The sequence below is a fragment of the Nocardia sp. NPDC041819 genome (genome assembly GCF_055590505.1).
This window is the reverse complement of record NZ_JBVJAP010000008.1, coordinates 230,592-245,778: the sequence shown is the minus strand read 5'-3', so window position 1 is coordinate 245,778 and position 15,187 is coordinate 230,592. Positions and strand designations below refer to the sequence as shown.

The 15,187-nt window shown below is 66.3% G+C and carries 13 protein-coding genes; 11 read left to right on the top strand and 2 right to left on the bottom strand.

All coding sequences use genetic code 11. The annotated features are described in order from the left end of the window. The first annotated feature begins 142 nt into the window (after positions 1 to 142). The 10 genes from ACZ6DL_RS23475 to ACZ6DL_RS23430 all read left to right on the top strand — a co-directional run bounded on the left by ACZ6DL_RS23475 (position 143) and on the right by ACZ6DL_RS23430 (position 11,016). Complete coding sequence (locus ACZ6DL_RS23475; RefSeq protein ID WP_466054165.1) at positions 143 to 949, top strand: SDR family oxidoreductase; 807 nt, start codon at positions 143 to 145, stop codon at positions 947 to 949. Between the two features lie 10 nt (positions 950 to 959). Next, on the top strand, positions 960 to 2,138 hold the full coding sequence (locus tag ACZ6DL_RS23470) for an acyl-CoA dehydrogenase family protein (protein ID WP_466054163.1): 1,179 nt from the start codon (positions 960 to 962) through the stop codon (positions 2,136 to 2,138). A 5-nt stretch (positions 2,139 to 2,143) separates the two neighbouring features. Further along, positions 2,144 to 3,289, top strand: coding sequence for an acyltransferase family protein (locus tag ACZ6DL_RS23465; RefSeq protein ID WP_466054161.1), 1,146 nt, complete (start codon positions 2,144 to 2,146; stop codon positions 3,287 to 3,289). 499 nt (positions 3,290 to 3,788) lie between these two features. After that, complete coding sequence (locus ACZ6DL_RS23460; protein WP_466054159.1) at positions 3,789 to 4,724, top strand: L-tyrosine/L-tryptophan isonitrile synthase family protein; 936 nt, start codon at positions 3,789 to 3,791, stop codon at positions 4,722 to 4,724. Then, a complete protein-coding gene (locus ACZ6DL_RS23455) occupies positions 4,721 to 5,524 on the top strand; it encodes a TauD/TfdA dioxygenase family protein (protein ID WP_466054158.1) in 804 nt (267 codons plus the stop codon). The genes ACZ6DL_RS23460 and ACZ6DL_RS23455 overlap by 4 nt, the downstream gene beginning before the upstream one ends. Before the next feature lie 27 nt (positions 5,525 to 5,551). Next, positions 5,552 to 7,348: an NAD(P)/FAD-dependent oxidoreductase gene (locus ACZ6DL_RS23450; protein WP_466054156.1), complete on the top strand. Its 1,797-nt coding sequence runs from the start codon at positions 5,552 to 5,554 to the stop codon at positions 7,346 to 7,348. 9 nt (positions 7,349 to 7,357) lie between these two features. Then, on the top strand, positions 7,358 to 8,299 hold the full coding sequence (locus ACZ6DL_RS23445; protein ID WP_466054154.1) for a GlxA family transcriptional regulator: 942 nt from the start codon (positions 7,358 to 7,360) through the stop codon (positions 8,297 to 8,299). A 184-nt stretch (positions 8,300 to 8,483) separates the two neighbouring features. Further along, a complete protein-coding gene (locus tag ACZ6DL_RS23440; protein WP_466054152.1) occupies positions 8,484 to 10,160 on the top strand; it encodes a S8 family peptidase in 1,677 nt (558 codons plus the stop codon). A 4-nt stretch (positions 10,161 to 10,164) separates the two neighbouring features. Beyond that, positions 10,165 to 10,575: a hypothetical protein gene (locus ACZ6DL_RS23435; protein WP_466054150.1), complete on the top strand. Its 411-nt coding sequence runs from the start codon at positions 10,165 to 10,167 to the stop codon at positions 10,573 to 10,575. A gap of 90 nt (positions 10,576 to 10,665) precedes the next feature. After that, the gene (locus ACZ6DL_RS23430) at positions 10,666 to 11,016 is read left to right on the top strand and encodes a hypothetical protein (RefSeq protein ID WP_466054149.1); all 351 of its coding nucleotides are present in this window, start codon (positions 10,666 to 10,668) and stop codon (positions 11,014 to 11,016) included. 69 nt (positions 11,017 to 11,085) lie between these two features. Here the strand turns inward: ACZ6DL_RS23430 and ACZ6DL_RS23425 are convergent, their stop codons facing one another. Then, complete coding sequence (locus ACZ6DL_RS23425; RefSeq protein WP_466054147.1) at positions 11,086 to 12,732, bottom strand: MDR family MFS transporter; 1,647 nt, start codon at positions 12,730 to 12,732, stop codon at positions 11,086 to 11,088. After that, entirely contained in the window at positions 12,725 to 13,222 is a 498-nt protein-coding gene (locus ACZ6DL_RS23420; protein WP_466054145.1) for a MarR family winged helix-turn-helix transcriptional regulator, read from the bottom strand. The genes ACZ6DL_RS23425 and ACZ6DL_RS23420 overlap by 8 nt, the downstream gene beginning before the upstream one ends. Before the next feature lie 291 nt (positions 13,223 to 13,513). Between ACZ6DL_RS23420 and ACZ6DL_RS23415 the strand changes: the two genes are divergently transcribed. After that, positions 13,514 to 15,181, top strand: coding sequence for a fatty acyl-AMP ligase (locus tag ACZ6DL_RS23415; protein ID WP_466054143.1), 1,668 nt, complete (start codon positions 13,514 to 13,516; stop codon positions 15,179 to 15,181). The last annotated feature ends 6 nt before the right edge of the window (positions 15,182 to 15,187 follow it).

Here is a 15,187-nt window from a genome sequence, read left to right as displayed (position 1 = left end):
CCACACCCGTCAGGGTGCCGGGCCGACTGGCGCAAAGTTGCGCATCTCTGTCGCGAATGGTACTGGCTGGTCGCTCTTTCCGTTCGGAATACTTCGAGCCGTGGCGTGCGCCGGTCGAGGGCGCAGCCGAGGGGAGTCGACGTTGTTCGAAGATAAGACGGTACTCGTAACCGGTGCGGCAACCATCATCGGCGCTGAAGTCGCTCGGGTCTTCGCCGAATATTCCGCGAATGTCGTACTGGGTGACATCGATACGGACGGGGGGAAGGGAGCAGCCGCCGAGATCGGCGACCGAGCTGTCTTCGTGCCCGTCGACCTGCGCAGCGATTCGTCGATCGAGTCGTTCGTCGCGGAAGCGGTCGACCGGCACGGACGGATCGACGCGCTGGTCAACGTCGCCTGCGTCTACGGTGACGACGGGCCGGGCGGGGATGCGCGGGCAGCGTGGCTCGAGGTGCTGAACACGAATGTGATCGGTACGGCGATGTTGTGTGAAGCGGCGCGACCCGCGTTGCGGGACACCTCGGGGTCCATCGTGAATTTCACCTCTCCCAGTGGACGTGTCGCTCAAGCCGGGCGACTTCGATACCCCGTCAGCAAGGCCGGGTTGTTGCAGCTGACCCGCAGTCTCGCCCTGGAGTACGCGGGCGACGGAATCCGGGTGAACAGCGTCTCGCCGGGCTGGACCTGGTCGCGGGTGATGGACGAGATCACCGAGGGGGACCGGGCCCGCACCGACGCGGTCGCCTCCCGGTTCCACATGCTGGGCAGGGCGGGTGACGCGCGCGAAATCGGCGAGGTGGCCGCGTTTCTCGCATCGTCCAAGGCGAGCTTCGTCACCGGCGCCGAGTGGACCGTGGACGGCGGCTACTCGGCGCTGGGGCCCGAGCAGACCACGTCGGCGATCGAGCTTCTCCTGCGCGAGTCGCAGGCAAATTCTCTGGCTTAGGAGTCAGGACATGACTGCAGCAACAATTTCGGCCACCTCCCTGCTGTCGGCGGTACGTTCGCTGGCGCCCGACCTGGCGGCACGTCGCAGTGAGATCGATGCCGAGCGCAGGCTTCCGATGGACATCGTCGAGCGGCTTCGTGAGATCGGCGTCTACCGAATGTGTTTCAGCGCGGAGATCGGCGGCCCGGGTCTGACCTCGCTCGAGCAGTTCGAGGTCGTCGAGGCGCTGTCCTACGGGGACACGGCCACCGGCTGGTGCGCCATGATCGGCGCGGCGACCGGGATCTACGCCGGCTATCTCGACGAGCAGGCCATCGCGGAGCTGATGCCGACGCAGGATCTGATCACGGCGGGACTGATCTTCCCGGCCGGTCGCGCCGAGCGGGTGGCCGATGGCTACCGATTGACGGGCCGGTGGAAGTTCGGCAGCGCGATCACGCACGCGGACCTGGTCATGGGCGGCGCTTTCGTGACCTCGGGCGGCCGGATGGAGGAGACCGCGGAAGGCGGGCCGCTGGTGCGGCTGTTCTACATGCGCCGCGATCAGGTCGCGGTCTTCGACACCTGGGACACCACGGGTCTGCGCGGCAGCGGGAGCAATGATTACGCGGTCGAGGATCTCTTCGTGCCCGAGCATCATTCCTTCGCGTTCGGCGAAAGGAAGAGCTGTCGCGGAAAGCTGTCCGAGCCGGAGGCTCTGGCCCGGATCATGCCGGGTGTACCGCTGGGAACGGCTCGTGCGGCCCTGGACTACGTCCGTGGCATCGCGGACGGGAAGACGGTGACCGCCACCGGTCAGAAGTGGGCCGACAACTACCGTGCCCAGTACCTGCTCGGTGAGTGCGAGATGGAGTACATCGTCGCCCGCGGCGCGGTCGTCAACACGCTGACGGAACTGTGGGACGCGCTGGACGGCAAGCGTTTCGCGGAGCTGCCCGCCGACCTCAGGATCGCGAGCGCGTTGGCGAGGACCAACGCGTTCCGCGCAGCGCAGCGCATCGTCACCCGTCTGTGCGAACTCGTCGGCACCGAATCGATCTACCGGCCGAATCCGCTCGACATCTGGTTGCGTGACACGAACACGATGGCACGGCACATCATCGCGCACGACCAGGTGATCCAGTCCACGGGCGCCTTCGTGCTCGGCGGCAGACCGGAATTCCCCTTCGTCGTCGGACTGGGCTGATCGCGATGGATCTCGACAAGCGCAAACGGCTGCCGTCGTTGACCGGACTGCGGTTCTTCGCGGCATTCTCGGTCTTCGTCTTCCATGTGATGCTGCCCAACTCGCCGATACCTCCGTACAAGCCGGTGAACCTCTTCTCCGATCCGGATATCGCATACGACGCGGCGTGGGTGGTCGGCAAGGCCGGATTCCTCGGGGTGTCGTTCTTCTTCATCCTGAGCGGCTTCGTGCTGACCTGGTCGTGGAAACCCGGAGCGAGCAAGCTTCAGTTCATCCGGCGGCGAGTGGTCAAGATTTTTCCCAACCATCTGACGCTGTGGGTGGCGTCGATGGTGTTGTTCGCGGCGGCGATAACACCGTGGAAGGCGTGGCTGCCGAACCTTTTTCTGCTACATGCCTGGTTTCCGCAGAATTATATCAATGCGGGCGTCAACACACCGTCGTGGACATTGTCCTGTGAGCTCCTCTTCTACGTACTCTTTCCATTTCTGATTCCGGCGGTACTGCGCATCGACGCGAAATATCTGTGGTACGGCGCCGCGGCCATGGTGGCCGGCATCGGCGTGATCGTCCTGCTGACCGCGTTCGTCATCCCGAGTTCCGAGAAATCGGAACTCACGCCCATACCGGTGCTGCAACTGTGGTTCGGATATCTCTTTCCGCCGACGCGTCTGTTCGAATTCTTCCTCGGCGTGTTCATCGCCCGGATAGTGGCGGAGGGGCGCTGGCCGCGCATTCCGCTCTGGACGGCGGTGGCGGCGGTCGGCGCGGGATATGTGGTGGCGATGTACACGCCGTTCTACGTCGGTTTCGTCCTGGCGACCGCGGTTCCGCTCGCGCTGCTGATCGGGGCCGCAGCTCAGTCCGACATCGAGGGCGCGTCGAAGTTCCTGTCGAGCAGGCTCGCGATCCGGCTCGGCGAGATCTCGTTCGCCTTCTACATCTGTCAAGGCGTGACGGTGTTCTACGTTCGTCGATTGATGAACGCCGCTACGTTCAGTGCTCCGGTCGCGGTGCTGCTGATCGTCCTGTTGTTCTGCCTGAATCTCTTCGCCGCATGGTTGTTGTTCACTTTCGTGGAATCTCCGGCGATGCGCCGCTTTGCTCGGCCGAAACGATCGACGGTGGTCGGAGAAAGGGTGGCCGGCTAGGCGATCCAGCTGCACGACCGACAAATTCCGAAATGCCTGTTCGGAGGCTTGTGGCGTTGCCACGGGCCTCCGGCTTCTTTTTGTCGCGGTGTGCCGGAATGTGGTTGCCCGGCAGTCTGTTCGGAGGTATCCTGGGAGTGTTATAAACCACAGAATCGGTTGTGAACGTGGGGGGTGTTCGATCGAATGGACTACGTGATTCAGATCTGGCTGTGAGCATCGGGGCTCGCCGATACCGGATATCGTATGGAATCCGACGCCTGAATCCGTGTCCTACTACGACGTTCTGATCGCAGGCAACCATCGCCGGCTTGATCCGCGCTGATAGCGGAACTTTTGCCGTGCGGTCCGGTCGCGTGCGCTCGTTTGGTGTGCCCGGAAGGTAGTGATGAGTACGACTGTCGACAATGGCTCCGAGCATGTTCAGGAGCTCGGACAACCACGGCTGAACCCGAATCCCGCCGATGATGTCGGATCGGTTGCCACGCGAATACTTCGCATGGTCTTCGCGCGCCGGCGCAGTGCCGAACCGAAGTCGCTGTGCGACGCGGCCCCGTGCGCGGACTGCTTCGCACCGCACCTGAGCAAGGTGAGCCGGTACATCGAAGCCGGTGTGCCGGTCCATTTCATCATCCCCGCGTTCCCGGCGAAGTCGCGCAACCGCCGCAAGACACTGGGGCGTCTACCCGATATGGCGGAGACGCTGGCGATCGAGTCCCTGCAAGGATTCTGCGACCAGATCTCCGCCGTCTACCGGCCGGGCGCCATCGTCACGATCTGTTCGGACGGGCATGTCTTCAGTGACACGTTGGGCATCCCGGACCCGCACGTCGACCATTACGGTGACGAGCTGCGCCGCATCATCCGGTCGACCGGTGGCGGTTCCATCGGGCTGTACGGGCTGCGCGACGCCATGCCCGAAATGACCTGGGACGAACGCAGGCTGCGCCTGCTGAAGGAGTACTCCGACGGCATCGACGTGCTGCGCGAGGCGGTCCGGACCGAGGCGGCGGCGCGGCGGATGTTCAACGGAATCCATCGGTTCATGGTCGAGGACAATGCCGTGCTGCTGCCGGGGCTGTCGGCCACTCAGCGGCGGAACCGATCGAAGGAGACGGCTTACGAAGTGGTGCAGCGCAGTCAGGCGTGGAGCCGTCTGATGGCGGAGATCTTCCCGGACGCGGTGCGGCTGTCGATCCATCCGCAGACGAATCACTCCGAGAAGATCGGATTCCACCTCTTGCGGACCCAGGACAGCTGGCTGACTCCGTGGCATGGCGTGGTGCTCGACGACGGAACGAATTACACGCTGGTCAAGCGGATGCATGCCGAGGAACTGGGCGCTCGCTTGGTGTGGCGCAACAGTCGCCCCAGTCACTTCGTCCTCGGGCGAACAGCAGAGACCGAATCACGGCAAGACCTAGGAAACTCATGACGAAAAGCTTGAACGAGGTACTGCTCGAAGGCGAGCCGCTGCGGCCGTTCGGCCGGCTGGTGGCCACCGATGTACCGGGGCGGACGCTCGCCGACGTGCCGATCGAGGAACTGCTCGCGCTGACGCTCGGCGCGAAAGTGTCGGTACTGCGCGGATTCGGCCTCCTCGGCAAGGCGGAACTCGAAAACTACTGCAGCGCGGCCGGAGAGATCCTGCAATGGAACTTCGGGTCGATCCTCGATCTGGTGGTTCGCGACACCGCCGAGAACTACCTCTTCGACAAAGGCGATGTCCCGTTCCACTGGGATGGTGCGTTCGCCGAGCACGTACCGCGGTTCTTCCTGTTCCAATGCGTGCAGGGCGAGGGCGCGGGCGGCGAGACCGTGTTCTGTGACAGCGTCCAGGTCTATCGGGACGCGCCGGAAGACCTGAAAGAGCTGTGGGCCCGCACCACGATCACCTACCGGACCGACAAACTCGCGCACTACGGCGGCCTGGCCGAATGGCCGCTGCTGGGCATTCATCCGGCCACCGGCGAGACGACGATCAGATATGCCGAACCCTTGGACCCCGCGCGTTACGCCAATCCGCTGTTCTTGACGGTCGACGGCATATCGGCCGAGGACGGCGTCCGAGTGATGGAGGACCTGCGCGAGCGGCTGCACGACGCGCGCTACTGCTACGCCCACGAGTGGCGGACCGGCGACATCGTCGTGGCTGAGAACCACGCTCTGCTGCACGGCCGGAACGCGTTCACCGAATCGGTTTCCCGGCACCTCCAGCGCATTCAGATCATCTGAGCAATGGGCCATCAGAGAGGAATATCAATGGCTGCACCGATCTCTCGACCAGCAACCGAGTACGACGTCGTCATCATGGGCGGTGGTCCCGCGGGATCCACGCTCGCCGCGATGCTCTGCCGCGAAACCGATCTGCGCGTGGCGATCTTCGATCGCGAGGTGTTCCCGCGTGAGCACATCGGCGAGTCGGGTGCGCATCCCCTCGTCCCCGTCCTGCAAGCGAGCGGGGCGCTGGAGAAGGTGCTCGCGAGCGAGTGCTGGATCCAGAAGTACGGCGGCATCTATCAATGGGACACCGATCGGCCGTTCGTCGGCTTCTTCGAGCACGCGGACTACCTGGCCGACGGCGTGTACCGCTGGTCCGTCCACGTCAATCGCGCGGAATTCGACACCGTGCTGCTCGAGCACGCCGAGTCCTGCGGCGCCCACGTCTTCCAGGGCGTGCGGGTGACGCGCTTCCTCCTCGACGGGGGTGCGGCCACGGTGGTCCTGGAAGACGGAACCGAGGTCAAGGCAGGCTATTTCGTCGATGCGTCCGGGCGGGCGAATCAGGTGGCCGCCCGCGGGTCGCAGCGCGACAAGCAATGGCTCTCGGACTACCGCAACGTGGCCGTCTGGTCGCACTACCGCAACTGCGTGCCCGCACAACGCGCGGCCGGTGACTGGAACGTCTTCCGGGCGGAGAATTTGTCGCCGATCTACGCGGTGGCCTTCGAGCACGGATGGGTGTGGTACATCCCGACGCCTCGGCTGGTGGACGGCACTCGGGAAACCGTGTGGTCGATCGGCATCGTGACCAATCCGGAGTCGATCGCTCGCGTGGATCTGCGAGATCCGGACATCTTCCTGAAGACGATCAAGTCGATCCCGGTGCTGCAGGACCTGGTGGCGAACGCGGAACCGATTCGCCGGGAAATGCTGACCGCGACCAACTATTCCCGGGTCAGCGATTGTTTCGGTTCGTACGCGGATCGCTGGATGGCGGTCGGGGACGCGTCGTACTTCGTCGATCCGCTGTTCTCCTCCGGGATGTCCTTCGCCGTCACGCAGGCGTGGGCGGCCGCATTGGTGCTGCGCAAGACCTTCGACAAGGACTTGGACGAGCAATCGAAGGAAGACCTCTGGCGTGACTACGACGTCGAGTGGCGCGGGATGGCGGAGACATGGGCGCTGAGCATCGACCAGTGGTATCACGAGATCTCGCGCTCGCATCCGGACAGCCCGTACTGGAGCGCGGAAGGCCGGCGGGTGGAGGTCGACAACGCCACCGAGGGCACCTTCCAGGCGCTGCTGAACACCGCCTTGGTGCCCGACTTGCTGAACATCATGACAAAGGGCACCCGCGACCCGCGTGACCTGGCCACCGAGGGGCCCTACCTGCGGGCCTACACCGCCGCCGACGCGGTCGAGCTGGCGCCGGAGGACATCGTGACGCTGTCCCCGGACGCACGCATCCGCACCGGTGTGGCGGCCGACATCCCGGGCTTCAAAGGGATGTCGCCGCCGTTCGAGATTCCGCAGGCAGCTCGCGAAGGACTGGCCGCGTACTGGCGAGATCCCATCGCCAACAGCGAGGCGGCGCCGTCGCCGCTCGCCGATACCGTGGACTGCCACCGGATCTACTCCGCGTCCGATCCGGGCAACGAGGTGCGGTGCCTGGATCGAGACGGGGGCAAGAAGCTGTGGGAAACGCTGAACCGCGGTCCGGCACGGTGGTCGGAGCTGGCGCCACGGTTGACGGTGCTGCAGGGACGCGCCTTGAAGCGCCTGCTCCGCGCCGGGTTGGTGATGGCCGGGCCGGAAGCGCTACAGCAGGCCGACTAGGTCGAAGGCATGAGATCATTGGCTGTTCTGGCCGTAGACGACGTGATTCCGTTCGATCTCTCGGTGCCGCTGGAAATCTTCGGGCGGGCACAGCAGGAGGACGGAACTCCGGCGTACGAGGTCCACGTCTGCGGGGTGAACTCCGACGTCCCGTCGAAGTTCTTCGAAATCTCGTGTCTCGGTGACATCGAATATCTCGAGGAGGAGGCCGGAACCATCATCGTTCCGGGAGCGATGAGCTACCGGTCTCGGCCATCGGAGCGGTTGCGAAAGGCATTGGTGCGGGCGCATGAGCGGGGCGCGCGGGTGGCATCGATCTGTCTCGGCGCGTTCACCCTCGCCTCGGTCGGGTTGCTCGACGGAAGGCGGGCGACAACGCATTGGATGGCCGCCACCGAATTGTCGAGGAGCTACCCGCGGGTGCGCGTGGATCCCACGGTGCTGTATGTCGACAACGGGAGCATCCTGACTTCGGCGGGGGCCGCGGCAGGGCTGGATCTGTGCCTTCATATGGTCCGGATGGATTACGGGACCGCCGTGGCGGCCGACACCGCCCGGCTCTCGGTGATGCCACTGACCCGCGACGGGGGACAGGCGCAGTTCATCGCGGAACGTCCGCGCTCCGAGGCGGACAGCATGTCGCTCAATCCCACCTTGGAATGGGCGGAAACGATGCTCGGTGAGAAGATCACCGTGCTGGATCTCGCGGAGCGAGCCGGCGTCAGCAAGCGCACGCTGATCCGGCGCTTCCACGAGCAGGTCCGGATGACGCCGAACGAGTGGCTCCAGACCGTCCGGGTGCGCAAGGCCCAGGTGCTGCTCGAGACGACCATCCTCACGATGGAGTGCATCACCGATCAAACGGGATTCGCCTCGGTGGCCGCGTTCCGGAAGGTCTTCCGCAAGACCGTGGGGATCACGCCGCAGGCGTACCGGCGGGCCTTCCGCTGACCGATCCTCTCTCGCCGTGGATTCGCGAATCCGAATCCACGGCGAGACCCCTGGTCGCCGGTCATCCCGTCGAGGTGGCTCGCAACCCCGGTCGCACAGTTGCCGGGTCGGCGGCTCGTATTTCGTCGTTGCCGGAATGTAGTTCATAGTTGGTGATCGGGTCCCCACGGCTAAGGAGATCATGGTGCCAACCGCGAATTTCGGTACGAAGGACGATCCTGGTTTCGAGCTGGAGCAGAGTCCCGATCTGATCGTGGTGCGCACGCACAGCGGTCGTGGGATCCGGCGGCAATCGGGGTCGGTGCGCACACCGCTGAGCGGTGAACTCGACGACGCGACACTGGTGCAGGCCTACCCGGAGGCAGGAGTCGAGGTCTATCGGCTGCCCGCGGGGTCGAGATCGGTGGAGGAACGCACGCCGGCGCTGGAGGCCGCGCCGGAGGTGCGGTTCGCCGGACATGTGCTGGTGGACCCGGTGACCGGGGAGCCGGTGCTCTATACCGAGAACATCTTCGTGAAGTTCGTCGACCACGTCGACCGCGAACATTGCCTTGCCGTCCTGGCGGCGGCGAATCTTACTGTGAAGCAGGTGGTTTCGTACGCCACCAACGCCTACTTCACGGCGGCGCCCGAGGGCACCGGCCAGCGGGTCTTCGACATCGCCACCGCCCTGCTGAATCGCGACGACGTCGAGTACTGCCATCCGGAGCTGATCCGGCACCGGGCCAGGAAGACGATCTTCCCGCAGCAGTGGCACCTGAAGAAGACCACCATCGGCGGTATCACGATCGACGCGCACGCGGCGGTGGAAGCCGCGCATGCCCTCACCCGCGGGGCGGGGGTGACGATCGCCGTGATCGACGACGGTGTCGACATCGACCATCCCGAGTTCGCCGGTGCCGCGAAGATCGTCGCGCCACGGGATGTCACGGCGAAGACCGATGATCCGCGCCCGAAAGACTCCTTCGGCACCGGCCCCGACAACGGTGACAACCATGGCACCGCGTGTGCGGGCGTGGCGTGCGCCAACGGCACGGCCGGAGCCTCCGGAGTGGCGCCGGAGGCCGCGCTGATGCCGATCCGGCTCGCCTCGGGGCTCGGATCGCAGGCGGAGGCGGACGCGTTCGGGTGGGCCGCCGATCACGGGGCCGACGTCATCTCGTGCAGCTGGGGCCCGGCCGACGGCAGGTGGTTCCAGCCGAACGATCCGGCGCACAACCGGGTGGTGGCGCTGCCGGCGAGTACCAGGCTGGCGATCGAATACGCCGTCACCAGCGGACGCGGCGGCAAGGGCTGTGTAGTGCTGTTCGCGGCGGGCAACGGCAACGAATCCGTCGACAACGACGGCTACGCCGGTTTCGCGAAGGTGATCGCGGTCGCGGCATGCAACGACACCGGCAAACGCAGTGTCTACAGCGATTTCGGCAAAGCGGTGTGGTGCGCGTTCCCCAGCAGCGACTTCGGGCACCGACCCTTCGGGCATCCCGACCCGCTCACGCCCGGGATCTGGACGGTGGATCGGCACGGGGCGAACGGCTACAACCCAGGCACGGTGGCGGCCGGCGACGCGGCGGGTGACTACACCAACGACTTCGGCGGAACCTCCAGTGCGTGCCCGGGCGCCGCGGGAACAGTGGCGTTGATGCTGTCGGTGAATCCGGACCTGACTTCGGACGAGGTGAAGAACCTGCTGAAAGACGCCTGCGACAAGATCGATCCGCAGGGCGGCGGGTACGGGGCGGACGGGCACAGTGACAAGTACGGATACGGCAGGCTGAACGCGCTCGCCGCCGTGCGGGCGGCTCGGCCCGCCGAGACCGAGTCCGCCGCCGGTGCGGTGGTCACCGTCGCGGGAGACTGAGGCGGTGGCGGCCGATGGTGTTCAGCTGATCGTGGTGGACGCCGCGAACGTCGTCGGTGCACGGCCCGACGGGTGGTGGCGCGATCGGGCCGGCGCAGCCCGGCGATTGCTCGAGCGGATGACCGGAGCGTGGGCGCAGCCGACCGAGCCCGCCGAGGTGATCGTGGTGCTCGAGGGTGCGGCGAAGGCCGCGGTCGACGCGGCGGCGGATCCGGAATTCGGCGGCGTGCGCGTGGTGCGTGCGGAGGGCTCGGGCGACGACGCGATCGTCGGCGTGGTCGCGGCGGCTCGGGCGGAAGATAGCAGCCGTTCGATCACGGTGGTGACGGCCGACCGCGGACTGCGGGCCCGCGTGGCGGCCGGGGGGGCGGCGACGGTGGGACCGAACTGGCTGCTGGACCGCCTGGGGCCGTGATGCGGTCGGCGCCGGGAAGTCGGTCTCGCATTGATACACCTCCGGCGTTTCACCCATCCGTCCAGTCCGTTTTGCGGCACTCTGAGCGGTATGACCGCCTCCGACGTCGTGGGGATGCCGTTGCTCTACCTGGTCGAGATCTCCGAGCCAGGTTACTTCAATCGGCCGTGGTGGAAGATCGCGAGCACCGGCGCGCCGGGGCAGGTTCGTGCCGCGCTCAGCGAACTGGCCGTCCGGGTCGAGCGCGACATCCAGCGCGCCGGAGGCGGGGGCCGGTGCTGGTACCGCTACGACGTGCGGTGGCCCGACGGCGCCGTGCTCGAGTGTTTCCAGGGGGCGATCCGATCGGTGTTGATTCCCGGCGAGTTGCGCTGCCTGGCCGTGGCCCTGACCTCGGCGACGACCGCGGATCTGCGCTCCGCCGAGCGTCCGCCGTACTGATCACGCCGTCGCACCCGACGGACGAGCAGAGCCCCGATGGCTTCGGGGCTCTGCGGGTGAATCGGTGGCTCAGTCGAGCAGAGCCGGTTGTCTGGCGCCGTCCTGCTTCGCGGCACCGTCGGACTCGGGCCGGGTCGCCGGGTGCGCGCCGGCTTGCATCGGGTCGAGTGCGGGATCGATGTCGATCGTGCGACGCAGCGGGCGGTTGGGCAGCAGCGCCGCCGCGATGAGCGCGACGACCGTGGCGCCCGCGGCGATGAGGAAGATCCGCCCGGTCGCGTCCCCGTAGGCAGCGCGCACGATGGTCGCGATGGGCGCGGGCAGGGCGCCGAGATCGAGATTGCTGCCGCCGGAGGACTTGGTCTGGATGCCGAGCCGGGCGAAGCCCTCCGCGGACAGCTCGCCGACCCGGGTGGCCAGGACCGAACCGAGCACCGAGACCCCGATGGCGCCACCGAAGGTGCGGAAGAAGGCGACACTGCTCGACGCTGCGCCGATGTTGTGCACGCTCACCGTGTTCTGCACGGCCAGGACCAGGTTCTGCATCATCATGCCGACGCCGAACCCCACGACGGTGATGTACCCGCCGACCAGCCACAGGCTCGTCGCGTGGTCGATCGTCGAGAGCAGCGCGAATCCGAAAACCAGCAGTGCGGCGCCCGCGACCACGAAACCCTTCCACTTGCCGCGCCGGGTGATCAACTGGCCGGAGCCGACGGAGGCGATCAGCATGCCAGCGACGAGCGGGATGGTCAGCACGCCGGCCGCGGTGGGGGAGTAGCCGCGCGCGGTCTGGAAGTACTGGCCCAGGAAGGTGGTGGCGCCGAACATGCCGACGCCGACGGCGATGGAGGCGATGATCGCCAGGCCCGTGGTGCGTTCGGTGACGATCGGCAGCGGGATGATAGGCGACTTGGCGCGGGACTCGACCCACACGGTCGCGAGCAGCAGCAGCACGCCGGAAGCGACATAGATCGCCGATTCCCGCGAGATCCAGTCGTAGTACCCGGCCTTCCCGGCGAACGACACCCAGATGAGCAGCACCGAGACACCGCCGGTCAGCAATGCGGCGCCGAGCCAGTCGATCGACACACCCTCTTTGCGCTCGGTGGGCAGCCGCAGGGTCCGCTGCAAGAGCGCCAGCGCGATCACGGCCAGCGGCACGCACACGAAGAAGCACCAGCGCCAGCCCAGCGGGCTGTCGACGATGACACCGCCGAGGACGGGGCCGCCGGACATCGAGACCGCCATCACGGCGCCCATGTACCCGGAGTAGCGCCCGCGTTCGCGCGGCGCGACGATGGAGCCGATGATCGCGACGACGAGCGCGGTCAGTCCACCCATGCCGATGCCCTGGACGACCCGCGCGACCAGCAGCACGGGGACGTTGCCGGCGAATCCGGCGATCACGGAGCCGACGACGAAGATGACGATCGCCGATTGGACCAGCGCCTTCTTGTTGAACAGGTCGGCGAACTTACCCCAGATCGGCGTGGAGGCCGCGTTCGCCAGCAGCGCCGAGGTGATGACCCAGGCGTAGGCGGTCTGCGATCCCTGCAGGTCGCCGATGATGGTGGGCAGCGCGGTGGCGACGATCGTCGTGCTGAGCAGGGCGGTGAACAGCGCCGCGAGCAGCCCGGTCATCGCTTCCAGCACTTCGCGGTGGGTCATCGCGTACGGGTCGCGTCGCGTCACCGACTCGACTGAACTAGACATCTACTTCCTGACTCTCTTTCGAAACCGGCTGGTGCGCGTGCACCGCACTGCTTTGCGCGTGCGCGGTCAGTGCGTTGCGGAGCTTTTGCACGGCGACGCACGCGCCCTCGGCGTCGTTTTCGCTCCAGTCCGCGAGGACGTTCTGCAAGCCCCGCGCCCGCGAAGCGCGGACGCGGTACAACAGATCCCGGCCCTCGTCCGTCACCCGGATGAGGGTGGCCCGCCCATCGGTGGGATCGGCGTGCCTGCTGATGTAGCCCGCGCCGACGAGTTCGGTGACGTGCCTGCTCAGTGCGCTCGGGCTGATGCACAGGTCCACGGCGAGGTCCACCTGCCTGCACGGGCCTTTGGATTCGAGGGTGCCGAGCACCCCGATGCCGCCCGGAAGCAAGTGCCCCTCCTCCGGATGCGCGAGCACGGTACGGATCGCCCGGCCCATCAGATAGAGCTCTTTGATCAGGCTTTGAGCCGTATCGGGTGAGACTGCCATGTCCGCTCCAGACGAGATAAGTTGCTTGCGCTATGCAACTATATAGTAATTGCTTGCGCTAAGCAAATAGTGCTCACGGACTCCTCCGCCGCGCCGGGCCGGCGACGCGCGGAGGGTGTAGCGGATTCGCAGCTATCGGATTGCGAACAGCAGGCGACCACCCACCCCAGGGTGGGCACGGGCCGACCCCGGGGTTTGCTGGACGGTCCCTAAGGTCTCTGTTCCTGCGGTTACGGACGCCGGAGAGTAGTAGCCGACGCCGAATATCGATCCCTATCGAGGAACTACGAGATGCAGCCGACTTTCGTTCACCACGTAAGGCAGCAAATTTTCGAATACGGGGAGACCCGCTCCTATACCTACCTGCGTGAGGCCGGACGAGGGCTCAGCGAGGAAGTCGTCACCTACCGCGAACTCGACCGCGATGCCAGGGCAGTCGCGGCCTGGCTGGCGGCGCGTCCGGAATCGACCGAGCCGGTCGTGCTGCTCTATCAGGACGGGCTGGCGTTCCTGCGGGTTTTCCTCGGTTGCCTGTACGCCGGGGTCGTGGCCGTTCCGGCGCCTGTCCCGCACGATGCGGGAAGCGCCCGGCGTGTGGCGAATGTGATCGCGGATTCCGGTGCCCGATTGGTGCTCACCACAGCGCATTTTCAGCCGCTGGTCGCGGCGGCCACGCACGCGGCCGTGGTCACCACCGACGGTCACCTCGGTGACCCCGACGCGTGGCAGATGCCCGACATCGACTCGGGGACGATCGCGTTCCTGCAGTACACGTCGGGATCGACCGGCACCCCGAAAGGGGTCGTCGTGACGCACGGCAATCTCCTGCACAACGAGGCCGCCATCGCCGAGGGCGGGATGAATGATGCCGGTACCGGCGTCAGTTGGATTCCGCACTTCCACGACATGGGCCTGATCGGAATGCTGCTCGGGGCGGTATACGCCGGTGCGAACCTGGTGCTCATGGCACCGACGACGTTTCTCAAGCGTCCGGTGCGCTGGCTGCAGGCCATCGACAAGTACCGCGCGACATTCACCGGCGCGCCGAATTTCGCCTACGATCTCATCGCGCGCCGGGTGACCGACGAGCAGTTGGCCGACCTCGATCTCAGCACCCTCGAGATCGCGCTGAGCGGCGCGGAGCCGGTCCGCGAGCAGACCATGACGGCGGTGCTGGACCGTTTCGCACACGCGGGTTGGCGGCCGACGACGTTTCGGCCCGCCTACGGCCTGGCCGAGGTGACACTGCTCGCCAGTGCGGCAGCGACGCCCTCGGTGCCGAACTATCTCGATGTGGGTCGCGATGCTCGGCTCGTCGGCTGCGGACCCGCGGCCCGTGGTCTCGACATTCGCATCGTCTGCCCGGACACGCTGCGACAACTGGCGGACAACACCGTCGGGGAGATCTGGATTCGCGGCGAAAGCGTCGCCGCCGGCTATTGGAATCGTCCCGACGAGACCCGCGAGACCTTCGGTGCGCACCTCGGCACCGTTGGGCCGTTCCTGCGTACCGGCGACCTCGGCCTGCTTCGTGACAACGAGCTGTTCGTCGCGGGTCGCCTCAAGGATCTGTTGATCATCAACGGCCGCAACGTCTATCCCCAGGACGTCGAGGAGCTGGTGCGCCGGCTGCATCCGGCGTTCGCCGACAGTGCCGGCGTAGCCGTGTCCGTCGACGCGGGCGGCCGGGAACGGCTTGTGGTGCTGCAAGGCGTCAAGACGGCGCTGCAAGGCGACACCACGCTCGCCGAACTCACCTCGGCGATCAAGGTCGCGGTGTCCCGCGGGTTCGACGTGCCCGCGCCGAACGTCGTTCTCATTCCACCCAGGTCGGTGCATCGCACCACCAGCGGCAAGGTCCAACGCAGCTCGATGCGGGAGGCGTTTGTCCAGGATCGCGTCGTGGGTGTCCTGCACGAGGATCTCGAACCGGCGCTGCGCCGGTCCGTGACCGCCTGATCGATC